The organism is Burkholderia sp. D-99 (assembly GCF_011605345.1).
In the GTDB taxonomy this organism is placed as follows: domain Bacteria; phylum Pseudomonadota; class Gammaproteobacteria; order Burkholderiales; family Burkholderiaceae; genus Burkholderia.
Genome location: NZ_JAAOXM010000010.1, coordinates 166,550 through 193,041 on the forward strand (window position 1 = coordinate 166,550; position 26,492 = coordinate 193,041).

Below are 26,492 nucleotides of genomic sequence, written 5' to 3' on the forward strand. Positions count from 1 at the left end.
TGCCACCAACACCAGGATTCGTATAACGCGCATCACGTGAGGGTCACTTCCCCGTCAGGTTCACGTTTTCCAACCGATTCGTCGGCGTGAAGATCCGTCCGTCCATTTCCTGCGGACGCAGGATGTCGACGTTCATCTTGCCGGCGAAGACGTAGGTGCCGGGCTCGACACGGCGCATCGGCGAATCGGCGTCATAGGTCAGATCTGCGTAAGGCACGAGGAATTCCATCTTCTCGGGCTGACCGGGCTTGACGACGATTTCGCGCCGATAGTGGCGCGATACGTCACTCAGATATTTGCTGACAAGCCTGACGTCGAAACCCACGAGTTTGTTGCCGCCGCTGATCTCCATGTATTGCACATCGGGCCTCGCCAGATCTGGCGACCAACGATCAGGACCGTCGATCGCCACATCCTGCTTGCCATCGTTTGCGAACGTCACGTCGACGACAAGATGGTCGGCGGTGGATCGCACCGAAAATTCCGGATGAAAATTGATCTCGGGCGTGCCACGCGCCAGCAAATCGTGGGCAAGGTCATAAAGCGCCGAAAGGTTCTCGTTGAATTGATCGTCGAACTGATAGTTGTACGTGCCCTCGTAATGGTGGCCATCCTTGTTGAACGAATAGACGAGCACGGACCCCTTATTGATTGCGCGGATCTGGGGGATTGTCCTGCTGCTCAACGTCGCCTTGACCATATCGACATGCTGGCGATAGGTTCCCGTGAGATCCGCCGTATATTTCCCGATTCCGACGTAACTCGATGGCGGCATCGGGTCGATGTCCCGCCCACGCGAAAAATATGACACCGTTTGACCATCGGCCGTGAAGACCATCGATGGCGACGGATTGAGCTGTCCCTGTCCGCTACGAATCTCGAAATAATCCGGACGATCATGTGCAAGCGTCATTTCCGCCACCCCGAAAGAAATCGTTGACATCACCAGGAACAGGATCGAGCGCTTCATTTCAGCACCTCCCATTCAATCCCGGTTTTCTTGTTGAACCAGTTGCGGAAGCTGTACATGTAGTGCTTCGCAATTTCCGGCTTCTCCGTGTACACCCCCCGGCCCATCAAGTTCGTGGGGGTGTCGCGCTGCCAGTTGTCGACAAGCTGGGCCATCTTCACGTCGACCAGGTGTTGCGAGTTGATGTATTTGCCATACACCGACCCGCCATCCAGGAAATACTCATCGGGCCAGCCGAACAGGTGGCCGGCCTCGTGCACGATCGTATGTTGCGTTTTCAGCGGCACGTACCGATTCTCCCGGCCGTTCCACTGGACGTTCACTTCCCCCCAGTTCCCCGAATCCGCCCGGGTCGCCATCGGAAACAGATTGACCTCCGCATGGCATCGCCCAATTTGAACCAGTTCGACTTCCAGTCTCAGCTTGACCTTGCATGTACATGCACTACCCAGCGGGCATTCTTTCGGCTGCATCGAATAGTTCCCTCTATTCAGCCCGTCCTCGATGCGCTTCTTGAAGCCCGACGATATGGGACCCAGACCACCCGGCCGGTCCACGATCTTAATCACCAGGTCTTTACGGTTTCCATCGCTATTGAACGGCACCGAGAACGGTTTTCCTGTCGATGGATCCATGTAGACGGTTCCGTCTTTGATCCAGTACTGGTCCTTCAGGTTGACCTTGATATAGATCATCGCCGTCACGGTCGCCGTCGCGGGTGCGTATTCGATGTCATACGAATCCTCCGTGCCGGACATATTCAGCCAGATTCGCTTCTTGTCCTTGAGCACCGCCTTGCCGTCCTCTCCCGTCTGGTAATAGCTGACGCATCCGGCATCGACCGTATGAAGCTCGGTGGAAATCGCGGGGACGTGAAGATTGCACGTCCCGCTTTGCGCAGCCGGGCCTTTCTTCGGCATGCCTTCCAGTTCGCTGGACACCGGCGGCGGAGTCGAATAACCGAGCGACGGGCCGGGCGCCGCATTCTGTCCCGACGAAGCGGGTACCGGTGCCGGCATGGATCGACTCGACTCATCTGCCAATGCCTGCGGGACAAGCGGCAAGTTACCTGCTCCCGGAGCCGGCATGTCGGCCATCAAAGCCGTCGCGCCCGACGCTGCCCCGCTCCATGTCGCCGCCCCCACCGCACTCACCCCCGCCGCCACCACCCCTCTCCCCGCCGGACTCGCCGCCAGCGCCTGTACGAGGAAGTCACACGGATCGCCCTGCGGCAACACCGGCAGCGCCGGCAGCTTCACGCTCGTCGCGCGCGGCCCCGGGAACGGATGCCCGCCCGACTTCACCGCGAACTGCCCCGGCGTCTCGACGATGATGTCGCCGCCCTTCAGCGTGATCCGGTTCGGTCCCTGCTGCAGCACGATCGCATCCTGCGCGAGCACGTCGACGCGCTCGTCGGTCGACGTCACGCGCACGGTCTGGTCCGCGAGAATCTCCATCGTCGACGCGTGCGCCTCGACGCTCACCGGCCCTTCGCCCGCGATCGCCTTGAGCCCGCCCGCCACGCTGTACAGGCTCATCGCATCGCCCGTCGCCGCGGCCACGGTCGCACCGGCGCCCACGTGCGCGTCGCCCTGCGACGTCACATGAACATGCTGCGCCGCATACGACACCGCGCTGTCCGGCGTCGTCACCACGATGTTCTCCGGCGACTCCATCAGCACCGCGGGTGTCGCGAATCGCTCGACGGGATCGCCGCCGTCGCGCTGCGTGCCGCTCGGCTTGGTCGCGCTCTGGCCGCCCACGCTCCCCGCATACTTGCCGTCCTGCGCAGGATCGATCGCCTTCAGGAAATCCGTCAGCGCCGCGTTCGCGCTCAGGCCGACCGCCTGCGCGCCGGTCGCCGCCGTGTCGAGCTCATGCGCGGTTTTCGCCGCGTCCTTCAACTGCTCCACGCGTTCGGCGACGTCCATCTGCGTCGACGCACCGAGCTGACGCGCGGTACTCGATACCAGCAGGCCCGCGCCGGCCCGCACGACGCCCCAACCCTGCGTCGCCAGTTCGAAGCCTTCGCCGCGATAGGCGCCGCGCATCGTGCCCTGCTGGTCGATCAGATAGCCCTGCGCGAGGCGCGTGCCGGCTGTCGAATTGTTCAGCTCGTGGCGCAATTGCCCGGCCGCATCGTCCATCACCCAGCGGCTACCCGGTTGCCCGTCGAGCGTTTGCGTCTGCAGGCCCGTCAGCGATCCTGAATGATTCGCGTCGCTGCCTTCGCCGGCCGAGAACGGCGGACGCACCCGGCCGCCGTACACCTGCCCGAGCACGACGGGCGCATCGATGTTGCCGGACTCGAAGCCGACCACCACCTCCGCCCCCACGCGCGGCGCGAACGCATGACCGAAATTCGGCCCGGCGGCCTGTTCGGCGACGCGGACCAGGATGCCCGACCGATGGTCGCCCGGCGCATGGCCGGCCGGATTGGCGCGGCTCGCCGTATCAGTCAGCCCGCCCGGCAGCGGTGCGACCCCGCGCATCCATGGAAACTGGATGCGGACCTGGTGATCGCGCGTGCTGCTGACGCGGCCGCCCGGCTCGCCGACCACGATCGCGGCCTGCACGCCATGCACCGTCGGCCGGTCGCGATGCGGCGGCACGATCGGCGTGCCTTCCGGCACCGCGACGAAGCGGTTGCGATACAGGCCCTTCTCGAGCTCGCCGCGTCCGAACAGCTGCCCGATCTGCGCGCCGAGATTGTTGACGGCCTCGTGCTCGATCGACAGCGGCACGAACCGCACGGGGCCGCCCAGATAATCGTTCAGCGTATGCACCCTGCCGATCTCGAGCGTGCGCGACGAACCGCCGCCACGGTAAATCCGCTTCGCGAGTTGCAGCGCGTCCAGACGCTGCTCGGCGTAGCGCTGCGCGTCGCCGCTCGTGTCGAAGCGGCCGGCACGCTGGCCGTCGTAGACCTCCCGCACCGGCAGCAGCGGCGCGTCGGCGTCGGCCGGCTGCTGCGCCTGGCCGGCCAGCGCAACGAGCTCGCTGGCTTTCCAGCTCGTCGCCACCACGCGATCCGGCACGAGCTGACGCCGATCGGAGAATTGCGTCATCACGCCGTCCGGATCACCGACGTCCTGCGCATTGAATGCGATCGCGCTGCCGTCGGGCAGCCGCGCGTGGCGGTCGAACACGACGACCGTATGATCGCCCGACGGTGCGTTCCGCGCGTCCTGCCCGTGCTCGACGCGAAACGACAGCCCGGCTTCCGACAACTGCCGCAACACGAAATCGAGATCGGTTTCGCGATACTGGCCGCGCAGGCGGAACGCACGCAGCGGCTCGATCCGCTCGTAGCGCCGATGCGCTTCCGGGTAATCGCCAAACACTTGCTCGCAGATGCCCTCGGCATCGAGATCGACGAAATACAGGCAATTGCGGCGCAGTTGCAGCAGCGCGAGCCACGATTCCATCGTCAGCCGATAGCGCGTGAACTCGCCATCGCTCTCCGCATACGCGGCATGCGTGACGTAACCGTTCCAGCAGCGTTCGCCCGCCGCCGTCGCGAGACGCAGCCGCACGGCGCTGCCGATCAGCGGCGCCAGATCGAGAAACGGCTCGCTCGACAGCACGTCGATCTCGAACCGGAACGATTCGCTGATCCCTTCACGACCATGAAAGCGCTCGACCACGAATGCCCCCGGCATCGCGGTATCGATCTGGATATGGCGGGTCGCTTGCCCATATCCCGTTAATGCGGCAACAAGATCCATGTCGTTTCTCGGCAATCGTGCGCGAATGCGTGTCGCGTCGGCTGGTTTGTATCAAATCGGTTCGACGGTGCAACGGCGAGCGGCCGCCGCGCTCGGGAGACGGTACGCCGCATCATTGCGGGAACATCCCGTTCATGTTGATCTTGTACTGCAGCATCTTGCGCTGCGCCTCCATGTCTTCCTGCACGCTCGGTACGTGGGGCGCATCCCAGCGCACGCCGTTCACGAAGACGGTGCGCCAGCGCAGGTAACCCCACACGAACGAAAACTCGCGCCCCGAATCCTGCAGCGCGAGACCGCCCGTGACATCGGGATCGGTCAGCACCGCGCTGTCGGTCGGCGCATTCGCGTCCTTGGCCGCGCGCGCCTTCTGCGCGGCCTGCTGCGCGGCGTCGTAGCGCTTCAGGATGTCGGCCTGCTGTGCGCTCAGCGGCGAACGCGGTTCGGGTTCCTGCACCGCGCTGACCCCGGGCCCGAGTCCGAGCGCGCTCGCGCCCATCACCTGCATGATCTGCGACGGCCCGGGCAAGCCAAGTTGCTGACGCTTCTGCCACGCCGCGTGCTGGCGCTCGAATTCGGCCTGGCGGGTTTTCAGCGCCTTGATCTGGTTGTGGTTCCAGACGTCGTCGTCGTCGCCGAGCGGCTTGAACCACGCGCGCGAGTCGTGCATGAAGTTGTCGTACAGCGCGCTGATCGGCGCCTCCGGCGGCCCCATGTTCCAGTCGCCCCTCACCTCGAGCCACTGTTGCCACTTTTCGTCGAGCTGCAACTGGAAGAAATCCTCGGCGCGCTTCGCGCTCGCGCGCACCACCGGACCGACGAGCGGAATCGCGGACTGCAGGCCCTGGACGATCGGCAGCACGGCCGGGGAGATGACGGCTGCCGCCTTCGGGTTCTGCGTGAGCTTCTTGCTGACCGCGTTGCCCGCGTAGCGGCGCACGGTCGGACCGCCCTGCTTCTCGCACTCGAGCAGGTCGCGCCATTCGAGCCGCAGTTCCTCGTTCGCGCTGTCGAGATCGACGGCATCCTGCGGATACGCGGCCTTCGCGGCAAGAAACGATGGTTGCGTACGCAAGTTGTCGAGGCGCATCTTGCGCCAGCGCAGGTACAGCCCGTAGTGCGCGCGCATCAGGCCCGGCGTGCCGTGTTCCTTGGCGTAGTAGTAGTCCGCGCTGGTTCTCACGTAGGCGGAAAACGCGCGCTTGAGCGCGGGCGAAATCGCGAACGCCGCGGCCGCTTCGGCGGCGACGCCGGGCCCGTTGATGTCGAGCGGAACACCGGCCTTGCGCGCTTCACGATACATGTCGAGCAGCGGCACCTGCGACAGCTTGTCCGCATCGCCCGTGCCGCGCCCTTGCTCGCCCGGCCCGTAACCGCCGCCGACGTCCGAATGGACACCCGGATAGACGATCTCCTCACGCCCGTCCGTCGACGCATCGATCAGGTCGAGCGGGAACGATCCGCGCGGTTCGTGTGCGGCAACCATGTGGACGCAGCGGCGGATGGAGTACGGCAGCCCCATCAGCTCCTTGCGCCCCCAGCCGCCGTGCCCGTCGAACAACGTCGCGGCCGTGCTTTGCGCGATGCCGACCGACGCGACCGTATCGAACAGGCCGAGAAAGTCGTACGACACGGGCACGCCGCACAGGCTGAAATCGGCGTCGAGCGCATCGTTCAGCCAGTTCGAGAACGTGCGTGCTTCGGCCGCACCGCGCGAAAAGCCGAACACGTACAGGCGGATGCGCTGCAGTTTCGGCTTGCCCTTGACCAGCAGATCGCCGACGCGCGCCTTCAACTCCGCGCAACGGGCCTGCAGCGCGACGCGCCGCTTGTCGTCCCACGCGCGCATCGTCGCGGTCCAGTTCGCCGTATCGACTTCGCCCTTGAGCTGCGCCCAGATCGTGTCGCGATCCCAGGTCAGCTCGATCCCGTTCTGCTCGGCCGCCATCAGCTTGAGCGCGCCGACGCTCGAGCTGCCGCGCGCGTTGATGTCGCCGAGACTGCCCGGCTTGGGCGGCGTGCCGCCGAGATCGATGCCCTTGAAATTCAGGTCGACGCTGACGGCCTTCGCGAGCGCCTTGTCGCTCTTGCCGAGCGCTGCGGACAGCGAATTGCCGAACGCGTGCGCATGCACGACGTTGTGGATCTGCAGCAGCGCCCAGTTGATACGCCCCTCGCCGGCCCACCCCGTCGCGGCGCCCGCCGCGGCCTGCAACCCGACGCCCTGGTCGCCGATCTCGTCGACGAACGGCGTGCCGACGCCCGCCACGTAGATGGCGCTGTGATACTTGTCGCGGGGAAACACGTCGAACAGGCGAGCGACGTTGCTGTGCTTGCCGCCGGCGCGATCGCGATCGGCGTTGTTGCGCGTGCCGTCGAAGAAAATGCCGACATGCAGCGTCTTGCAGCAACTCATCCCGTCGTCGTCGTGCAGGCGGCGCATGATCGCGTCCTGCTCCTCCGGGGTGACGACCCCGACGTCCGGCCGGTCAGCGCTCGCGAAGCGGAAACTCATGGCGCGATCCTCTTGTCGGGATTCGGGCACTGCGGATCGCTGTTGCGCAACGTGAAGTGCCCCGGACACGCTTCAGCGGGCGCCTGAAGATTTTCAGGAAAGCCGCGGTAGCCGGGCATCCACTGCGACGCATAGACCTTGATTCGATCGTGCGGAAAGAACAGGACCCACAGGAAGCCGTCCGAGAACGCGTCGTAGCGCTCGACCGGCACGACGCGGCTCGCAAGCGCCTTCGGATCCTTCTTGTACAGGTTGTCGTCCCGCCACTGCAGGTTGACGGTCAGCCCCGGATGCCATTGCTTCGGCAACGCGACACAGCAGATGATCGCGCCGCCGCCGCTGCCGATGCGTGCCGGAACCGCCCCGCCCCAGGTACCGTCGACATAAAACGCGCCGATCGGAACGTCGGTGTAGTTGAGGGCATTCAGCTTCAGCCCCATCGTGTCGGGCGCGGCCGACGTGCTCGACACGCTCGACGCCCCCGGCGCCCCCGGCGCCGAAGACGACACGTCGGTCGCACGCGAACATCCTGCCGTCCCCAGCAGGATGGCCATGAACATCAGCAGCCGAGCGGCAAACGTCGTGGAACCGGCATTCAGACTCATCTCTTGATCCTCTTGTCCGACGCCGTCCGGCGCGGATCGCTATCCACTGCGTGCCCCCGTCGCATGCCGCGCCGACACGTCCGTGTCGCCGTTCGCATGCACGCGAACCCGCATCGTTCTATGCGGACGACGTAGCCGGCGCCGGCTCCGTCACCAGGTACCCGGCCGCCGCGAGCGCATCGAGCGCGACCCGCGCCGCCGCCGCGCGCGGCCCGTCGTGCCGCGCCCACGCCGCGCTCACGCACGCATGGGCTTGCGCCGGCGTTGCCACCAGCCGGCCGAAACTCTCCGGACGCTGGCGGACATGAAAAATCAGCGTGTCGACCTTCGCGGCCTGCCGCAGCCGTTCGACCTGGTCCTCGTCGAGCACGTAGGGCTCGCCGCTGCGCCCGGCGTCCGTTTCGCCGACGGCCGCTTCGCTCGCGGTGTCGACATCGAGCGCCATGAGCGCCCCGGTGCGATCGAACACGTGCCACGCATCGATGCCGTCCGTGAAGCGGCGACGCTGCGCGGGCGTGAGCGCCTCGAGCCAGGCCGGCACGCAACGCGTATCGGCGAGACGCACCAGGAACGCTTCGCCGTCGGCCGCCGCGCTCGCCTCCATCTGCCCGCGCAGATGCGCGGCGAGCGCGTCCGTATCGCGCGCACCGCGCAACAGGCTCACCATCGGACGTCCCGACGTCTCGCGCAGCATGGTCCCGAGCATCGCCGTGCGCGCTGCCGCGTCGGCAGGCAACGGTACGAGGCAGGGCGAAATCGCCAGCAGGTCGTCGCCGTCGTACACACCTTCGTACAGCACGACGACGGCATCGTTGCGGTCGACGGCGGGCATCCGGTCATGCAGCGCCGGCGCGAACCCCATGTCGAGCAGCAGATGCCAGCGGCCAGCGGCCGGCGCGCGCTCGAACAGTGCGTTCAGCCGGTCCGGCGTGTCGTCGGGGTAGCGGTCGATCCAGTCGGTCGTCTCGATCATCATGCTCAGATCGCCTTGCCCGCAAGCGCGCTGCCCGACTGCATCGCGTGCAGCAGGCATTCGACGCAGACCTTCTCGGGAAACTGCGGCAACGGCGTACTCATTTGATCGGGGCCCACGAATGCATGCTGCGCGGCGTACACGACGAATTTGCCCGGGCAGCCGAACGTGACGTCGCCGCCTTCGATCGTCACGTGCGCGCCGCCGCTCACCGCGAGATGCACGGTCTTCTTCGCGGCAACCTCGACATCCGCGCTCGCGGACGCGACCTTCAGATCGTCGCGCGCACGCAGGCCCAGCGCGTCGCGCTGCGCCTGCAGCGTCAGTCCGTCCTTGCCGGCGATCATGCTCATGCCGACGCCGTCCGCGTGGCTCGCGCCGGCCAGCCAGCCGATGCCCTGCCCGCTGTGAATGCGCAGCTGCTGCGCGGCGGCGAGATTGAAGTCGGCACCGCTGCCGAGCGACAGCGTTTCGCCGGCCGCCCATTGCAGCGCCTGCCCGGCGATCAGCCCGTGTCCGCCCCGTGCCTCGATGCCGAGCACCGCGTCACCCGTATGCGGCAGTGCGTTGCCGGTCGATCGCTGTGCGGCATCGGCCGATGCCTGCGCGTAGCCGTTCGCGCCGACCGTCGTCGCGAAGCTCTGCGCGAGCGCGTCGAGCGGCGCGGCCTTGCCGTTCAGCGACGACTGGCCCGCCTGCTCCACGCCGCGCTGCGCGGCGAACGGCAGCGTCCTGTGCGTATCGGCCGTCTTGTCGAACCGGCCGACCAGCGCGGCGTGCCGCGCGAGCAGCGCCTGCAGCGCGGATGCATCGCCCGCCGGCTGCGCGGCGCCGGCAGGCGCATAACTCGACACCAGCAAGCCGCGCGTCGCACGCATCGCACCATACGCGTCCGAGCGCAATTCGACGCCCTCGCCGCGAAAGCTGCCGAGATAGTTGTCGGACTGATGACGCAGATGACCGAGGTTCAGTTGCGTCGCCGCGTGCGTGGTCGCCATCTGCAGGCGTCCCATGCCGTCGGAATCGTCCGCGACGAGCTGGTTGTGGCCCTGCCCGTCGAACCCCTGGCTCTTGAAGCCCGACAGCGCGCCGGCGTGATGGTGGCGATCCGTGCCGCCGCCGGCGCCGTGCCACGCGGGGCTCAGCCCGCTCGCGAGATTGCCCTGCGCGCTCGGCGCATGGTCGCCCGCCTGCGTGTAGATCGATGCGTCGAGCGGTTTCCCGGCCACACCGCCCGGCGAAGGCGACTCGCCGCCTTCGCCGCGGCCGTTGAACAGGCCGCCGAGCACGATCGGCCGGTGGATCAGCCCATGGTGAAACTGCACGAGGACTTCATGGCCGATGCGCGGCACCTGCTGAAGGCCGTGCCCGTCGCTCGCGAGCCGTTGAATGGCGCGCGTCGGATAGGTGCCCGCATCGTCTTGCGCCTGCCAGTGGAACCGGACGCGCAGGCGCCCCTGCGCGTCGGCATGCACCGGCCCCGTCGAACCGGGCTGCGCACTGCCGGTCGGACCGACGACGATCGCCGTCTGCGCGCCCAGCGCCGTCGCGACCGGATTGAGCCGCTGCCCGGTTCCGTCCGCCAGCGTGGGCCGCCAGACTTGCGTGCGCGGCACCGCATCGAACCGGTTCGCGTAACCGCCGGCCTTCGCTTGCCGGAGCACGCGCGGATCGAGCTCCGCCGCGGGCAACGGTCCGAGTTGCCGCTCGATGGCTTCCATGACGGTCTGCGGGAGATTGTTGATCCCGACGTGCTCGACGTGCGTCAGCAGAAAATCCTCGGGCGCCGCGGCGCCGCGCACGGCTTGCCAGCCGGAATCGACGAGCTTCAGCGCGCGCCCGGCGCGCGCCGTGCGCAGCGTGCCGTAGCCGGTCCAGAAACATGCGCGCGACACGATCGCGTCGGCCTGGCGCCGCGCCGCGTCTTCCGCGTCGCGCAGGGTGTCGAACGCCTCCGGCCCGACGTCGTCGTAGAGCTCGCGCGTGCCGTTCGGCCGGCCGAGATGCGTGCTCGCGGTGGTCGCGCGGTTCGCGCGGTAGTCGCTGCTGATCAGCGTGATGCGATCGGCCGTCAGCGACAGCGACTGCCCGATCCCGAGGATCACGTCGTCGGCGTCGGTCGCCGTCCCGCTCGAGCGGCGCGGCACCCCGCCGCGTCGCGCCGACGTATCGTCCTCGGCCAGTTGCGCGCTGTCGTCGAAGACCAGCATCGCATGCCCGGCGGGCGCGTCCTCGTCCTCGACGAAGCAGAACCCGAGGCCGGCCTCGGCCAGCAGATGCTGCACGAATTCGTAGTGCGTATGAGTGCGGTACTGCACGCGATACGCAACCGGGGCCAGCGCGTCGAGACGCCGGCTCGCATCCGGCGTGAGGCGCCACCGCGCGATTCCCGCGTACGGTGCGAACACCGTGTCGAGCACGTCGGCGAGCGTCTGGTTCACAAAGGTGCGCTCGTCGCGCGCATGCGTGAGTGCCGCGAGCCACGGCACGATCTGGAGGTGGTAGCGAGCGAGGCCTGCGTCGTAACCGATGCACTCGGCCTCGGCGACGAGTCCGCTGCGCAGCGTCGTCGTGCCGTTCGCGAGCGTGGTGCGGATCGCGACACGCTGCCCGAGCATCGCGTCGAGATCCAGTGCGGGATCCGTCGACAGCGCATCGACGTTCCATTGAAAGAGATCGGAGAGCGATTCGCGGCCGGTCCAGCGCTCGATTTGAAATGCAGCAAGTGCACCGGATCCGTCCAGCGAATACAGGCGATTGAACGCGCCGAACAAAGACGCAAATTCCTTGATGACGCTCATGTGATTCCCGCTCTCTCAGGATTTGACGTCTTTAAATGCATATGGCTGCGACGAACACGGGACGATGCACGATAGCCGGCATCGCAATCGCCACGCCAACCGGCAGGAAACCCGCGGAATTCCCCTGCAGCATCGCTTGGTAAGGGCGCCCGCCCCGCTATCAGGCGGAACGCACGCCGGCTGGCCGGGATGATGCGCCCCTATTTGAAGCTTACTATTTTAGATTACACAGTCAGGCTCCGCCATAGGCAAACAACCTAGATTTAAAAATGCGAGGCTTGACGCACGGGCTTCACGCACGATAATGGCTGCTTTCAGTTCGACAGCTACCTGACTATTTAACCGGATCAGGAAATTATTTCCGAAAGGTAACAAATACCTGATTCAGTCTAAATAGCTTCGAGAAGCGTCGTCGATTACATCCGGGATCGGGAAATCCGGATGCATCGACGACGATCCAGCAATGAGGCCCATCAGTATGACCCAACCCTTCGTCGTCCTTGGCGACAAGCACAGTCATGGCGGCACCGTGACCAGCGCATCCACGCTGTCATCGGTCGACGGTCGCGGCATTGCTCGCCGCAACGACACGGTGACGTGTCCGATACACGGCCCGAATCACATCGTCGACGGCGACGACACGATGATCGTGCAAGGCGAAGGCGTCGCACGCGACGGCTACAAGACGGCCTGCGGCGCGGTGCTGGTCGCGAGCAGAACGGCAGGCAGCGACGGCAGCTGACACGCGACGTCGGCAAGTCACGGGGGAATCGACGGAAATGATCACGGGGTTGCGCAAAACGGCACTCGTCGCCGCGCTATTCGTTGCGGTGTGGGTCGCCGTGCTCGTCTGGTGGAAGACGACCCGACATGCACCGACCACCAGGGAACTCCTGCTGTGCGGGCTCGTGCTGCCGGCGGCGCTCGCCGTTTGCGTGGCATGGTTGCGCCGGGGCCTCGGCCAGCGCCCGGCGCTCGCGGCCGCCGCACCGGCGACATCGCACGCGTCGAATGACGCTACGGCCTCGCAGGATGCCGCGTCGCATACTTGGTCGGCCCTGCTGCTCGACAGCAGCGTCCGGCTGCCGACAGGTGCGACGACCGCGGAAATCGATGCGGCGGCCCAGGAAGAACGTCCCGTCGCGCTTCATCCCGAACTGCAACGCCCGGACGGAACCGGTGTATTCGCCAGCACGGTCGATTCGGTGTCACTCGACCGGTTCGATGCAAGCCTCCTGGCGCCAGGCACGCAGGAAACGCTGCAGGATGAGCACTGGCGCGGGCTGCTGCTGGCCGCCGATGCGCTCGACGAATTGCGCGAGCGGCATGCCATGCTGTCCGGCGCGGGCACGGACGCGTCGCCGCTCAGGCTCCACCTGCTGATGCCGGATCGCTGGCAACCGGTCGCCGCAACGCTCGCCGCATGGCTCGACGCGCACGCGGCACGCGAAGCCGTCGCGCCGGGCATCGTGCGCGCGCAACTGCGCACGGTCGCCGATCCCGTACAAGCGTGGGCAGTCATCGACGAACTGATCCAGGCGTTGCACCTGCAACCGTCCGGCGATCTGCACGTCGTGCTCGCATTCGACTCCACCGCGAGCCAGGACGCCGTCGACGCGCTGGATCGCACGGGCCGGCTCTACGGCCGCGATCGGCCGAACGGCGTGATGCCCGGCGAAGGCGCATGCGCGCTGCTGCTCGGTCATCCCGACGCCCCGCATGCGACGCCCGTGCCGTCGCTCCATCGCCTCGCGGCCGCGCGCCGCGCGGGTTCCGCCGATCACGGCAAGGCCGAATCGACGACGCTCGGGCAGTTGCTCACGGCGGCGGGTACGCGCCTGTCGATGCTGCACCCCGACCTGATGACCCCCGGATTCGTCACCGACGCCGATCAGCGCAGCAGTCGTCGCACCGAAGTCGTGACGGTCAGCGAACAGACCTGGGGCGACGATGCCGCCGAGCGCAGCCGCCACCTCGGGCTCGCCAACGGCGCAAGCGGCGCGGCGCTCGCGCTGGCGGCGCTGGCGGTTGCTGCCGATCGCGCGATGGAAGAGCGGCAAGCGGTATTCGCGGCATCGGTCAGCGACCCGCTCGCACGCGGCGTGATGCTCGTCACACCCGCGACGACGGCCGACACCGCTGCCCCCACGCTGCAATCCGGAATGGCCGCCGCGTAACCGGACGCAGCGGCCGAATCCGTCACCCGCGCCGCACCCAGATCACGTTGCCGTCGCGAATGCCGAGATTGCGGCGTTCCTGACGGTAATCCATCGTGCCCGGCAGCGATTTGCCGTCGCGCTCGAGCACGCGCCACAGGCAGCCGTCGAGCAGCGCGGCCGCGTCGGCCTCGGATTTGCCGACCAGCGCGTCGTCCGGCGCGGCGTCCGCCTTGCACGCGCTCACGGCGCCCGACGGCGCGGGATTCATCACCGCGCCGCCGGCGGTGGCGTTGGGGTGCTTCGTGTTCATGTCCGCACATCCTGAAAAGGTTGCGCTAGCAACGAGTGCAACGAGCATCGCGATCGTGTTCTTCATCGGCTTCTCCCTGTTGCGACCCGGTGTGCCGTGTACGGCCTTCGTGCACGGCCGGGCGTCGCATGAATGATCGGTGCCGTGCGCCGCCGGCCGTTTCCTGACGAAGACCGGCCAGCGAATGTCGGCGGTGACGCGACACGGTCTGGCCGTGTCGGCGAACCGGGTCGCAAGCCCGGCATCGCGCCGGACCCGGCTGCATGTTACCGCACGCGATTCGCCGCGACGGCTGCCACGTCGACACCGACGCATCGCGTGCGGCATACGCGCGCCGGCAACCCGTTCAGAACTTGTAGGTCACGCCCGCGATGCCGTAGTAGTTGCTGCGCGACTGGACGATCGGGCTGTCGCCGTAGCGACCAAGCAACCGCGTCACGCCGCCGGTCGCGAGCACCGACCAGTGCTGCGACAGCGTCCAGTTCCACGCAACCGCCATCGACGCGCTGTCGATCCCGCCGCTCGTCGAATACGGCCGGAACCGGCTCGTCATCGACTGCGCGTCGGTCACGCCGTAGAACGTCTGCGTATAGCGCCCCGAGCCCGCATGCACGGTTCCCGTCAGGATGATCTCGTGCTGCGAGGTCTTGAACACGGGCACCGCGAGATCCATGTGCCCCGACACGCCGCGCGACGTGTGCGTCACGGGTGTGTCGATCGTGACGCTCAGTTCCGCCGCATTGAAGAGCGTCACGCCCGCGCGCACGCCGACCAGCACCGAGCCCGGAATCCGGCCCATCCCCTTCAGGTAGTCGGAGCCCGGCATGTCGAAGCGGTTCTCGTCGGCGCGGCCCGCGTCGTAACTCACGGCCGCCGACAGGAACACGCCGTGCGGCAGGTCCAGCCGGTAGCCCGCGCCCTCGGTACTGTCGACGAAGAAGCCGTTGCCGAACTTCGCGGAAAACCCCGGCGCAACGACGCCGCGATACTGGTTGCTGCCCTGGTAGCGCGGCGCGAAACCGCCGCCAAGCGAAAGCGAATACTGGTTTTCCGCGTGGGCGGCGGCGGCAAGGGTCAGGCCGGCGAGCGGCATGCAATAGCGGTAGCGGCGGAGTATTGGGCGCACAATATTGAGATAAGAGTGACGGAGCCCGCAGTCTAGGTGCCGCGCTGCGCCGAGACTGTCCTGAATCTTCGGAAAATCTGTGCTCAATTGTGTTCGATTGTCCGAGATTGTCGTACCGCTCCCCCGGTCTTCGACGCGCCGGATAGAATTTGCGGGCCGCGCCGCACACCGGCTTGCCGGGGCGTGAGATGGCGCGTGCATCCTGAGGAGACCATGAACGAAGATCCGCTCAAATACCGCGTACTGCTGATCGAGGACGACGACCGCCTCGCGCAACTCGTCCGCGAATATCTCGACAGCTATGAATTCGCGGTGACGGTCGTCCGGCGCGGCGACCTCGCCGTCGCGGCCGTGCGCGAGCACCAGCCGGCCCTCGTGATACTCGACCTGATGCTGCCGAACCTCGACGGGATGGAAGTCTGCCGGCGCATCCGCGCGTTCACCAACGTCCCCGTGCTGATCCTGACCGCGCGCCTGGACGTCTACGACCAGGTCGCGGGCCTCGAGACGGGCGCCGACGATTACGTGACCAAACCGATCGAGCCGCGCGTGCTGGTTGCCCGCGCCCGCGCGCTGCTGCGCCGCGCGCAGCCGGCCGCCGCGGAAGCGCCCGTGGCCGCGCCCGAAGCGCTCCTGTTCGGCGAGCTGGCGATCTCGCCGCCGAACCGCACCGTCACGTGGCGCGGCGAGCCGGTCGACCTGAAGACCGCCGAATTCAACCTGCTGCTGATTCTCGCGCGCGCGGCCGGCACCGTGCTGAGCCGCGACGACATCCTGAAGCAGCTGCGCGGGATCGAGTTCGACGGACTCGACCGCTCGGTCGATTCCGGCATCTCGAAGCTGCGCCGCCGCTTCGAGGATGCGTCGTCGGAGCCGCACAAGATCAAGACGATCTGGGGCCGCGGCTACCTGTTCAGCCCTTCTGCGTGGGACGAATAAATGCTGCGCCCGTTGATCAGGCTGTACCTCGTCGTGATCCTGTTCGTCGCCGCGTCGATCCTGTTCATCCAGCTGGCGTTCGACCGGATCTTCTACGAGCGCGTTGCACAGGCGCAGCGCGACTCGTTGACGACTTATGCGTTCGTGCTCAACGACTACCTCGAACGCCATCCGGGCGGGCAACGCGAACTCGCGCTGCGCGAGCTCGCGAAACACGGCAACGAAGGGTTCGGCTTCCTGTCGATGACCGCCGCCCGTGCGCAATTGAGCGGCGTGCCGCTGCGCGATCTCAATGCCGGCCGGATCGCGATCAGCTACAACGGCAAGGATTACTACATGCCGCTCGCGGACGGTACGGTCCTGCATGCGCGGCCGATCGAAGCCTTCGATCTCGACATCAGGATCTATGCGTACCTGCTGCTCGCGCTCGCCACGCTGTTCGCGGTGGTGCTGTGGGTTCACTATCACTGGCGCGACCTGCGCAGGCTGCAGGAGGCCGCCCGCGCATTCGGCGCCGGCACGCTGGCGACACGCGTGAAGCTGTCCGGCAAGTCGAACATCTATGAACTGTCGCAACAGTTCAACGACATGGCCGAGCGCATCGAGGCGTCGATCAAGCAGCAACGCGAAATGATGCACGGCATTTCGCACGAACTGAAGACGCCGCTCGCGCGGCTCGAATTCGGGCTCGCGCTGCTCGCCGAGCCCGACGAAACGGAACGCATGCGCGAACGCCGCGACGCGCTGCGGCGCGACGTGCGCGAACTCGACGAGCTCGTCACCGAGCTGCTGACGATCGGCCGGCTCGAACAGGGTGCGAGCCAGCTCGCGCCGATGGAAGTCGTCGTCGATGCGCTGATCGACAGCGTCGCCGGCAACGTCGCGAACGATATCGCCGATCGCGGCATCTCGCTCGACGTGTCGACGCTCGGTGCACCCGCCACCCACGTGTGCGACCCGAAGCTGGTCGCCCGCGCGTTGCTGAACCTGATCCGCAACGGCGCGCGCTATGCATCGCGCACGGTGCTGCTCGCCGCCGCGAGCGACGCGTCCGGCACGCTCGTGCTGAGCGTCGACGACGATGGCCCCGGCATTCCGGCCGCCGAGCGCGCCCGCGTGTTCGAACCGTTCCAGCGGCTCGACTCCAGCCGCGACCGGCAGACCGGCGGCTTCGGGCTCGGGCTCGCGATCGTGCGGCGTGTCGCGCAGGTGCATGGCGGCGACGTGCGGCTCGAGGATTCACCGCTCGGCGGCGCACGCTTCGTGATCACGCTGCCCGCGCGAACGCTGCCGGACAACCTGTTCGACGTGCCGGATCCCCTCGCGCCTGCCGATGCATTCGGCGCCGGCACGGGCATGGCCATCCCGCGGCGATGAAGCGCGCGGCAGGCGCGCCGGCCGCCCTCGCCTGAGCGCTTGAGCGCTTGAGCGCTTGAGCGCTTGAGCGCTTGAGCGCTTGAGCGCCTGAGCGCCTGAGCGCCTGAGCACCTGAGCACCTGCGCGCCTGAGCACCTGCGCGCCTGAGCTCCTGAGCTCCTGAGCTCCTGAGCTCCTGAGCTCCTGAGCTCCTGAGCTCCTGAGCTCCTGAGCTCCTGGGCTCCTGACCGCCTGCGCGCCTGAGCGCCTGAGCGCCTGAGCGCCTGAGCGCCTGACCGCCTGCGCGCCTGAGCGCCTGACCGCCTGACCGCCGATGCGTGCGCGTCGCTCAGCGGCGCCTCAACAACGCGACGAAGAACAGGCTGCCGAACATCGCGGTCACGATCCCGATCGGCAGATCCTCCGGCGCCGCGAGCGTGCGCGCGGCCACATCGGCCCACACGAGCAGGATCGCGCCGGTCAGCGCGGCAACCGGCAGCAGCCTGCCGTGCTCGGCACCGACGACGCGACGGCACAGATGCGGCGTCACGAGCCCGACGAAGCCGATCGCCCCGCTCACCGCCACCATCGCGCCCGTCGCGAACGACGCGACAACGAAGACCTCGCGCCGCATCCGCGCGCTCGGCACCCCGAGCCCGGCTGCGGCGACGTCGCCCGACATCAGCGCATTCAGTTCGCGCCGGCGCGCATACAACGCGCCGCCGGCGAGCGCCGCGCAGACGGCCGGCACCGGCAGCAGATCCCAGCGTGCGAGCCCGACGCCGCCGAGCATCCAGAACAGCACCGACGACGCGGCGCGCTGATCGCCGAGATACAGCAGCAGGTTGCCGAACGCGGCCATCATGAACGACACCGATACGCCCGCGAGCAGCAGCCGGTCGGATTCGAGCCGGCCGCGCCGGTAAGCGAGCGCCACGACGCAGGCGGTCGCCGCGAGCGCGCCCGCGAAGGCGGCGGCCGACAGCGTGAACGGGCCGAATGCCGCGCCGGCCAGCACGGTGACCGCGACGGCGCCGAGCATCGCGCCCGCGCTCACGCCGAGCAGGTGCGGATCGGCCAGGCGGTTCGCGGTCGCCGCCTGCAGCGACACCCCGACCGCCGCCAGCGTCGCGCCGACGATCGCGGCGAGCAGCGCGCGCGGCATCCGGATCAGCCACACGATGCTGTCGTCGCCCGCCCCCGCCGCGAGCGCGCCGGCCTCGCCGAACGCCGGCACGAGGTGCATGACGACGATCCGCACCGCGGCCGGCATCGCGATCGGCGCCGGACCAAATGCAGCCGACGCGACGATCGACACGATCAGCAACAGCGCCAGTACCGGCAGCACCATGCGCATGGCGGGCCGCGATGCACGCACGGGCACGCTCATCGCACCGGGCCGGCGAACGCGGCCGGATACAGCGCACGCGCCAGCGTCTCGACGGCCGCGACATTCTCGGGGCCCGGCGTCGCCGCATCGTATGGAATCACGATGAAGCGCCGGTCGCGGATCGCGGCCACGCGCGCGAGCGCCGGCTGGCTCAGCAGGGACTGCTGCTTCTGCGCTGCCGTCACGGCCGAATAGTCGACGATCACGATCACCTGCGGATCGCGCGCCACCACGCTTTCCCAGCTCACCTGCGTCCAGCTGCGCGGCAGGTCTGCCATCACGTTGCGCGCCCCGGCCGCCGCAAGCAGCGCGCTCGGCATCGCGAGAGCGCCGGCCGTCATCGGCTTGTCGGTGCCGCTGTCGTAGACGAACACGCGCAACGGCTCCGGATGCCCGATCGCGCGCGCCACCGCCGCAAGACGTGCGCGCATCGCGGCCACGACCTGCGCGGCGCGTGCGTCGACACCGAAGATCCGGCCGAGATTGTTCAGGTCGCGGAACACGTCGTCGAACGACGCGCCCGCCTGCTTCATCACGTGCGAGCACGATTCGGTCAGCTCGTACGTCCGGATGCCGAACGGCGCGAGCGTCGCGGGCGTCACCGGGCCGCCGACATGCATCCCGTAGTTCCAGCCCGCGAGATAGAAGTCGGCGCGCGCGGCCACCAGCACTTCGCGCGACGGATACTGGCTCGCCAGTTCGGGCACGCCGCGCAACGCGTCGCGCACGCGCGCGGTGCCCGTCTTCCACCCGCCGATGCCCGTGTAGCCGACGAGCCGGTCCTTCAGGCCGAGCACGAGCATCATCTCGGTCAGGTTCACGTCGTTGCTCACCGCGCGCGTCGGCGCGCGTTCGAACGTCACGTCGCGATCGCAGCTGCGCACGGTAACGGGATACGCACCCGCATGAGCGGCCGTACAGCCGAGCACGGTCGCGGCAACCAGCCGGCGGGATATCGACGACAAAGCGGACGACAATTCGGACGACAAAGCGGAGAACGAGACAGGAAACGGCATGGTGGTCATTCCGGATGAAGCGGCGTGATGCGCGGCCGGCCCGTGACGGGATGGCGATCGACGAGCGCGGCGACGCCGAACACGTCGCGCAGCAGCGCTTCGGTCAGCACGTCGGCCGGCGTGCCCGATGCGACGACCCTGCCATGCGCGAGCACGTGGAGCCGGTCGCAATACGCGGCCGCGAGATTGAGGTCGTGAATCGTGGCGAGCGTCGCGATGCCGAGGCGCCGCACGCGCGCGAGCAGTTCGAGCTGATGGCGCAGGTCGAGATGGTTGGTCGGCTCGTCGAGCAGCAGCAGTTCAGGCTGCTGCGCGAGCGCGCGAGCCAGCAGCGCGCGCTGCTTCTCGCCGCCCGACAGCGACGCGAAGCGTTGCGCGCGGCGCTCGACGAGGCCGACGTCGTGCAGCGCGGATTCGACGATCCGACGATCGTCGGCCGTCTCCGCGTCGAACGGCCGCTTGTGCGGCGTGCGCCCCATGTCGACCAGTTCGTCGACCGTCAGCCCGAAATCGTCCGGCGTCTCCTGCTGCAGCACCGCGATGCGCTGCGCGACCGCGCGCGGCCGCATGCGCCACACGTCCTGCGCGTCGAGCGCGACACGGCCCGCATCGGGCCGTGCGTAACGGAACACGCAGCGCAGCAGGCTCGTCTTGCCGCTGCCGTTCGGGCCGACCAGCCCGACGAACTCGCCTTCGGCCACGCTCAGCGTCACCGAATCGAGCACGGCGATCGCACCACCGGGAGACCAGCTCACGCGTTCGATGTCGAGCATGTGGGCCACGGGAAGCTCGCCGCGCCGCATTAGAAGCGCATCGTCGCGACGAGCTCCGCCGAGCGCGACGGGCCGAGCAGCCACTGCTCGCCGCCGTTCGACGTCGTCACCGCATACGTGCGGTTCGCGAGATTGCGCAGGTACAGCGCCAGCTCGGTGCGCGACGTCGGCTGCCAGCGCAGCGACGCATCGAACACCGTGTACGACGGCACCTGCACACGGTTCGCGTCGTCGCCGTAAGTCGCGCCGACGTAACGCACACCTGCATTCGCCTGCCAGCGTTCGGCGAACGCCCAGCCGAGCCACAGGTTCGCCGTCTGCTGCGGCACGTTGGCCGGCGCATTGTCGGCGCGCGACACCGTCGCACCGCCGACCTTCTGGTTGAACTCGTCATAACGCGCGCGCAGCAGCGCGACGTTCGCGTCGATCGTCCAGCCGTGCGGCAGCCGCGCGCCGCCTGTCAGCTCGATGCCGCGCGACGATTGCCGGCCGACCTGCTGGCGCAGCGCGGGATTGAACGGATCGGTGCTGAGCAGGTTGCGCTTCGTGATGTCGTACACCGCGAAGGTCCAGTACGCGCGGCCGTCGAGCAGCGTCTGCTTGACGCCGGCCTCCCACTGCTCGCCGGTCGCGAGCCGGTAGTTCGCCTGCGACGCGGACAGCGTCACAAGCGAGCCGAGGCCCTCCGCGCCCGTCGTGTACTGCGCATAGGCGCTGAGCGTCGGCGCGACTTCGAACACGAACCCGGTACGCCAGCCGACGTTCGCGAAGCGCTTGTCGAAGCCCGCGCCGGTGGCCGCCTGCTCGCGGCTGAACGCGATGTGGTCGTAGCGCAGGCCGCTCACCCACGCGAGGCGCGGCAGCACCTCGAGCCGGTTCTCGGCGAACACCGCGGCCTGCCGCGCCCGCGTGCTGAACTGCGGCACCGTCGGGTCGGGGCTCGTGAACACGCCGGGATCGAAGCCGTGCGCAGCCACCGTCGATTCGCCGCCGTACGGCGAGTTGTTGGTGCCGTCGAACGTGACCTGGCTGAATTCCGTGCCGACGACGAAGCGGTTCGCGCGACCGAACAGCGTGCCGTCGAAGCGTGCGCTCAGCCGGTCGCCGATCTGCCGCTGGTGATGGCCGATGTCGAGATAGTCGCCGCGCGTGACAAGACCCGTCGCGGGATCGAGCGCATACGATTCGGCATTGCGCCAGTGGCGGTTCGACGTCAGGTAGTAGAGCTGGTTGTCGATCGTCACGCCGGCCGCCGGCCGGTAGCTGGCCGACAGGCGCGTCCACTGGTCGTAGTAGGCAATCGTCGCATCGCCGACGTTGTAATTGAGCTTGCGCAGCGACGGATCGAGCACGCCGTTCGGCGCCGGCACGCCATAGTAGGTCGCCGGCATCTGGCGGCCGTAGTCGAAGTCGAGCGTCAGCGTGAGCTTCGGGCTCACGTCGAACTTCAGCGCGCCGCCGACGGCCGTCGTATGCGTATCGGCGCGCTCGGCGAGGCCGTTCGCGCGCGCATCGCTCGCATAGAAACGGTAAGACAGCCGCGGGCCGAGCGCGCCCGTCGTATCGAACGCGAAGCGCTTCGCGCCGTCGGCCCCCACACCGACTTGCAGCGTCGTCTCGCGCGTGCGCTGCGGCCGCTTCGGCACCACGTTGACGACGCCGCCGATCGCCCCTTCACCGTACAGCACCGACGCCGGGCCGCGCAGCACCTCGATACGCTCGACCGACCACGTATCGAACGGGAACGTGATCGTGCCGGCTGCCGGCATCAGCCGCACGCCGTCGAGCAGCGTCATCACCGATTCCTGCCCGCTGAAGCCGCGCACGCTCAATGCGGTGCCGCCGGTACCGGGCGCCATCGCACTCGCGAACCCCGCGGTGCGCGTCACCGCGTCGAGCACCGTGCGATCGCCGCGTGCGTCGATCGTGTCGGCCGTGACCGACTCGACGCTCGCGGGCGTGTCGAGGCTCGCGAGCCCGAGCCGCGAACCCGTTTCGAGCGGTTGCGTCAGCGGGTCGGCCGGTGCGGATCGCGCGCTGACGTTGATGGTCGGCAGCGCATGCCGATCGTCCGGTGCCGCCGTTTCGGCGGCCAACGCGCCGGAGGTCGCCATCGCACAGCCCACCCACGTTGCACAACCGAACGCGGCACGCGAGCGCCATCCCCCGTCGTTCCGGCGCGAGCCGGCGTGCAGGCGTGCGCCGCGTGCCCGCATGTGTTTCGTCTTCGTCACTTCGTATCGGTCTTCGTGTGGTTTCGTCGCACGTGGCTTGCCCGACAACCCCGGACGGCCGGCGATCCAAACGTCGGATGATACGTTATATCAATTTATTTCGTCAGGGTTTTGTCAGGATTCGTGGGCCGGCGCGTCCGGCCTGGGGCTGGAATCCGTGAAGGTTCGCCGCGACAGCATCCCTGGATAAATCGGTCAGCACTCCAGCGCCCATGTCGACGATACGACTGCGTCGGCCGACGGGAAGGCAGTGCGCCCATGACGCGCACCGCGACCGGCCGGCACAACGGCGCTGCCTAGATCGGAAAACTGAACTGCACCCACAGCTTGTCGCCCTGCGGCCGGTTGCGCACCGCGAACTCGTGCTGGTATTTCACGACCACACCCGACGCCGGCCCCCACATGTAACGCAGTTGCGGGCCGATCGCGACCGATTGCCCGCGAAAGCCGTCCGACGCGACCTTGATGCCGTCCTGCGTATCGTCGGTGAACTGCTTCAGGAACGTGCCCTGCACGCCGATCTGCACGCGCCGGTCGATCGAATAGCCGATCAGGTAGTCGAGCACGGCGACCGCCCCCGAGTGGTATCGCGTCGCATGGTTCGGCGAGTTCAACTCGAGCAGCGTGGTCGTCGAGATCTCCCAGTTGCGGCCCGGAAACCAGGTCGTGCTGACGTACGGCAGGAACGCAACCGTGTTCAGCCCCGTGTTCGCGATCCGGTTCGCCGCGTACGCGCCGGTCGGCACCGCGAACGACGGCGAGAAGAACGCGAAGAAGGTCTTCGATGCGTTCGCATAGTTGATCATGAACGGCTCGAGGATCACGTCACCGAGCGACGTACGGTTTCCCGTACCGCCCGGCGTCGACAGATGCAGGTGCACGATCGGTACGATCGCGCTGCTCGACAGTGAAAACGGCCCGAACGTTGCGCCCCAGGTGTGGACCACGCGCGGCGTTTCCGCGACGACGCTCAGGTGGAACCCCGGCACCGCGCTGCCGCCGTCCGGCCCGGCAAACCGGTTCGATGCCGAGTACAGCGCGTAGTTGAAGTACTGCGTGTTGCCGGGCGGCGGAAGCAGCCCGTTCAGCACGGTGTTGACGCCGAACGGATAGCTGATCTGCCCGTTCTCCGTGGCCGACGCCGGAACGTGAATGGCGCTGGCGATCAGGAGTGCCAACGGCACCCGTCGCAATGTGAATTTCATGTCGTCTCCAGACCGGATCGTTATCGTGTAATCGCGAGCCGGGCATCGCAGGCCCGGGGAGACGCAATGTAAAGCGCACGACAGCGGCGAAAAAGACGACGTTCGGGAGAACAGTTCTCCGTCACACGGAGAAATGCGCGACAGCGCCGCGCGGGCCTGCGATCAGCGGCCGACTTCCTTCCACTTGCGCGCGAGCCCGAGGCGTTCGAAACGCTCGATCAGGAACTCGGTGAAGACGCGGATCTTCGCCGGCTGGTGGCGGCGGCTCTGGTACGCGATGTTGACGGTGAGCGCCGGCAGTTGCCAGTCGGTGAGCACCGGCACCAGCTTCCCCGCGACGATATCGTCGTGGATGATGTAGAGCGGCTGGATCAGGACGCCGAGCCCGGCAAGCGCCGCCGCGCGGATCACCTGCCCTTCGTTCGCATCGAGCACACTCTTGATCGTCACCGACTGCTTCCTCGCGCCGTGGCGGAAATGCAGTACGTACGGATCGTTTGCGAGGTTGTAGACCAGCAACCGGTGGTCGCACAGCGCATCGGGCGTCACCGGCGCACCGTGCTTGGCCAGATACCCGGGCGACGCGGCCAGCACGCGCCGGGTCTCGGCGAGCTTGCGCACGGTAATGCCCGAATCGGCTTCATGCTCGCGCGTGCGGATCGCCACGTCGATGCCGGCCTCGATGAAATCCGGGTAGCGGTTCGCCGCGATGATCTGCACGTTCAGATTCGGGTAGCGCCGGTGAAACTCCGGCAAGGCCGGTGCGATATAGAGCGACGCGAACGATACCGAAGCCGTCACGCGCAGCGTGCCGGCCGGATTGACGCTCGTTTCGTTGACCGCCGCATCGGCCTCCGACAGTTCCGTCAGGATCGCGACGCAGCGCCGGTGGTACTCGTGCCCCGCGTCGGTCAGCCACAGGCGGCGCGTGGTCCGCTCGACGAGCCGCGCCCCCAGCCGCTCCTCCAGCGCGTTCAGGCAGCGGCTCGCCGCCGCGCTCGACATCCCGAGCCGCTCGGCGGCCTTCGACAGGCTGCCCAGCTCGGCCACCTGCACGAAAAATTCGATCTGCGTCCACTTGTCCATGCGTTCGATTCTTCCACTTGGCGGAGAACAAAACTCCTCCAAACCCTCTTTTTTACGATTAAAGGAGGAATTAATGTTACGTCAACGCGCCATCGAACGACATCAGGAGACAACCCCTATGCGCAATCTCAACGAAGACACCATCACGCAGGCCGTGATCGCATCCCTCTCCGGCTGTCGCGACGAGCGGCTGCGCACGGTCATGACCAGTCTCGTCCAGCACCTGCATTCGTTCGCCCGCGAGACGAAGCTCACCGAGGCCGAGTGGCAAGCCGCGATCGGTTTCCTGACGGCCGTCGGCCACATCACCGACGACAAGCGCCAGGAGTTCATCCTGCTGTCCGACGTGCTCGGGCTGTCGACGCTCGTCACCGCGCAGAATCATGCGAAACCGGCCGGCTGCACGGAGGCGACCGTATTCGGCCCGTTCTATGTCGACGGCAGCCCCGAATTCGCGATGTTCGACGACATCGCGAACGGCGCATGCGGCGAGCCCTGCTTCGTGTCCGGCCATGTGCGCGGCATCGACGGCACGCCCGTCGCGAACGCGTCGCTGGAAGTCTGGCAGGCCGACGAAGACGGCCACTACGACGTGCAGCAACCGGCCGACGACGGGTCCGTCACGCATCGTGCGCGCGGGCGGCTGCGCAGCGGCGCCGACGGCCGTTACGCATTCCGCTCGATCCTCGCCGAACCGTATCCGATTCCGCACGACGGCCCCGTCGGCGCGATGCTCGACGCGCTCGGCCGTCATCCGTGGCGCCCCGCGCACCTGCATTTCATGATCGAGGCGCGCGGCTACGAAACGCTGATCACGCACGTGTTCCGCGACGGCGACCGCTATCTCGACTCCGATGCGGTGTTCGGCGTACGGTCGACGCTCGTCGCCGACTGGGTCCGGCATGCGCCCGGCATCGCGCCCGATGGCTCGCACATGGACACGCCGTTCTACACGCTCGATTACGACTTCGTGCTCAACCCCTCGGAGCGCGGCGCATGATCCGGCACGTCGTGATGTGGAACGTCGCGGGCGAAACCGACAGCGAACGCGCGGCGGCTCGCGCGAGCGTGAAGCACGCATTCGAAAACCTGCGCGGCCGGATTCCGGGCATGACGCACCTCGAGGTCGGCGCGGATTTCAGTGCGACCGATTACGCGTGCGACCTGATTCTCGTCGCCGAATTCGAGTCGCGCGAAGCGCTCGACGGATACGCGACGCACCCTGAACACGCACGCGTGCGCGACACACTGGCCGGCCTGCGCATCGAGCGCCACCAGGTCGACTACGCAACGGAGTAACGACGAC

20 protein-coding genes are annotated in these 26,492 nt (G+C 67.5%); 6 read left to right on the forward strand and 14 right to left on the reverse strand.

Translation table 11 applies throughout. The features are described 5' to 3' along the window. Positions 1 to 43 precede the first annotated feature (43 nt). From HAV18_RS29055 to HAV18_RS29080, 6 genes are all read right to left on the reverse strand, one after another. On the reverse strand, positions 44 to 970 hold the full coding sequence (locus tag HAV18_RS29055) for a hypothetical protein (RefSeq protein ID WP_166963022.1): 927 nt from the start codon (positions 968 to 970) through the stop codon (positions 44 to 46). After that, entirely contained in the window at positions 967 to 4,698 is a 3,732-nt protein-coding gene (vgrG, locus tag HAV18_RS29060; protein ID WP_166963024.1) for a type VI secretion system Vgr family protein, read from the reverse strand. The genes HAV18_RS29055 and vgrG overlap by 4 nt, the downstream gene beginning before the upstream one ends. Before the next feature lie 112 nt (positions 4,699 to 4,810). After that, positions 4,811 to 7,213 (reverse strand): DUF2235 domain-containing protein, encoded by a 2,403-nt coding sequence (locus HAV18_RS29065; RefSeq protein ID WP_166963026.1) that lies wholly within the window; start codon positions 7,211 to 7,213, stop codon positions 4,811 to 4,813. Then, the gene (locus tag HAV18_RS29070; RefSeq protein ID WP_166963028.1) at positions 7,210 to 7,818 is read right to left on the reverse strand and encodes a DUF3304 domain-containing protein; all 609 of its coding nucleotides are present in this window, start codon (positions 7,816 to 7,818) and stop codon (positions 7,210 to 7,212) included. The genes HAV18_RS29065 and HAV18_RS29070 overlap by 4 nt, the downstream gene beginning before the upstream one ends. 118 nt (positions 7,819 to 7,936) lie before the next feature. Further along, positions 7,937 to 8,794: a DUF4123 domain-containing protein gene (locus HAV18_RS29075; RefSeq protein ID WP_166963030.1), complete on the reverse strand. Its 858-nt coding sequence runs from the start codon at positions 8,792 to 8,794 to the stop codon at positions 7,937 to 7,939. 2 nt (positions 8,795 to 8,796) lie between these two features. Continuing rightward, positions 8,797 to 11,592, reverse strand: coding sequence for a type VI secretion system Vgr family protein (locus HAV18_RS29080; protein ID WP_166963032.1), 2,796 nt, complete (start codon positions 11,590 to 11,592; stop codon positions 8,797 to 8,799). 478 nt (positions 11,593 to 12,070) lie between these two features. Here HAV18_RS29080 and HAV18_RS29085 point away from each other — a divergent pair, with 478 nt between their 5' ends. Beyond that, positions 12,071 to 12,334, forward strand: coding sequence for a PAAR domain-containing protein (locus HAV18_RS29085; RefSeq protein ID WP_166963034.1), 264 nt, complete (start codon positions 12,071 to 12,073; stop codon positions 12,332 to 12,334). A gap of 37 nt (positions 12,335 to 12,371) precedes the next feature. Continuing rightward, complete coding sequence (locus HAV18_RS29090) at positions 12,372 to 13,769, forward strand: hypothetical protein (protein ID WP_166963036.1); 1,398 nt, start codon at positions 12,372 to 12,374, stop codon at positions 13,767 to 13,769. Between the two features lie 22 nt (positions 13,770 to 13,791). On the opposite strand, the gene HAV18_RS29095 is transcribed toward HAV18_RS29090, so the two are convergent. After that, positions 13,792 to 14,127 carry a hypothetical protein gene (locus tag HAV18_RS29095; RefSeq protein WP_166963038.1) on the reverse strand — a complete coding sequence of 112 codons (336 nt, stop codon included), beginning with the start codon at positions 14,125 to 14,127 and terminating at the stop codon, positions 13,792 to 13,794. A 280-nt stretch (positions 14,128 to 14,407) separates the two neighbouring features. Then, the gene (locus HAV18_RS29100; protein ID WP_166963040.1) at positions 14,408 to 15,154 is read right to left on the reverse strand and encodes a MipA/OmpV family protein; all 747 of its coding nucleotides are present in this window, start codon (positions 15,152 to 15,154) and stop codon (positions 14,408 to 14,410) included. Between the two features lie 246 nt (positions 15,155 to 15,400). Between HAV18_RS29100 and HAV18_RS29105 the strand changes: the two genes are divergently transcribed. Then, the gene (locus HAV18_RS29105) at positions 15,401 to 16,126 is read left to right on the forward strand and encodes a response regulator (RefSeq protein ID WP_166963042.1); all 726 of its coding nucleotides are present in this window, start codon (positions 15,401 to 15,403) and stop codon (positions 16,124 to 16,126) included. After that, positions 16,127 to 17,503 (forward strand): ATP-binding protein, encoded by a 1,377-nt coding sequence (locus HAV18_RS29110; RefSeq protein ID WP_166963044.1) that lies wholly within the window; start codon positions 16,127 to 16,129, stop codon positions 17,501 to 17,503. 328 nt (positions 17,504 to 17,831) lie between these two features. Here HAV18_RS29110 and HAV18_RS29115 read toward each other — a convergent pair whose 3' ends face one another. The 6 genes from HAV18_RS29115 to HAV18_RS29140 form a co-directional block, all read right to left on the reverse strand. Then, on the reverse strand, positions 17,832 to 18,872 hold the full coding sequence (locus tag HAV18_RS29115) for an iron ABC transporter permease (protein ID WP_166963046.1): 1,041 nt from the start codon (positions 18,870 to 18,872) through the stop codon (positions 17,832 to 17,834). Beyond that, positions 18,869 to 19,897, reverse strand: coding sequence for an ABC transporter substrate-binding protein (locus tag HAV18_RS29120; RefSeq protein ID WP_407062442.1), 1,029 nt, complete (start codon positions 19,895 to 19,897; stop codon positions 18,869 to 18,871). Before HAV18_RS29120 ends, HAV18_RS29115 begins: the two co-directional genes overlap by 4 nt. Continuing rightward, positions 19,894 to 20,691 carry an ABC transporter ATP-binding protein gene (locus HAV18_RS29125; RefSeq protein WP_166963050.1) on the reverse strand — a complete coding sequence of 266 codons (798 nt, stop codon included), beginning with the start codon at positions 20,689 to 20,691 and terminating at the stop codon, positions 19,894 to 19,896. Before HAV18_RS29125 ends, HAV18_RS29120 begins: the two co-directional genes overlap by 4 nt. Beyond that, entirely contained in the window at positions 20,691 to 22,775 is a 2,085-nt protein-coding gene (locus HAV18_RS29130; RefSeq protein ID WP_166963212.1) for a TonB-dependent siderophore receptor, read from the reverse strand. The genes HAV18_RS29125 and HAV18_RS29130 overlap by 1 nt, the downstream gene beginning before the upstream one ends. A 416-nt stretch (positions 22,776 to 23,191) precedes the next feature. Next, positions 23,192 to 24,100 carry a transporter gene (locus tag HAV18_RS29135; protein WP_166963051.1) on the reverse strand — a complete coding sequence of 303 codons (909 nt, stop codon included), beginning with the start codon at positions 24,098 to 24,100 and terminating at the stop codon, positions 23,192 to 23,194. Between the two features lie 162 nt (positions 24,101 to 24,262). Beyond that, positions 24,263 to 25,186: a LysR family transcriptional regulator gene (locus tag HAV18_RS29140; RefSeq protein ID WP_166963053.1), complete on the reverse strand. Its 924-nt coding sequence runs from the start codon at positions 25,184 to 25,186 to the stop codon at positions 24,263 to 24,265. Between the two features lie 118 nt (positions 25,187 to 25,304). On the opposite strand from HAV18_RS29140, the gene HAV18_RS29145 reads away from it, so the two are divergent. Beyond that, positions 25,305 to 26,186, forward strand: coding sequence for an intradiol ring-cleavage dioxygenase (locus HAV18_RS29145; RefSeq protein ID WP_166963055.1), 882 nt, complete (start codon positions 25,305 to 25,307; stop codon positions 26,184 to 26,186). After that, entirely contained in the window at positions 26,183 to 26,485 is a 303-nt protein-coding gene (locus tag HAV18_RS29150) for a Dabb family protein (protein WP_166963057.1), read from the forward strand. The genes HAV18_RS29145 and HAV18_RS29150 overlap by 4 nt, the downstream gene beginning before the upstream one ends. Positions 26,486 to 26,492: the final 7 nt, after the last annotated feature.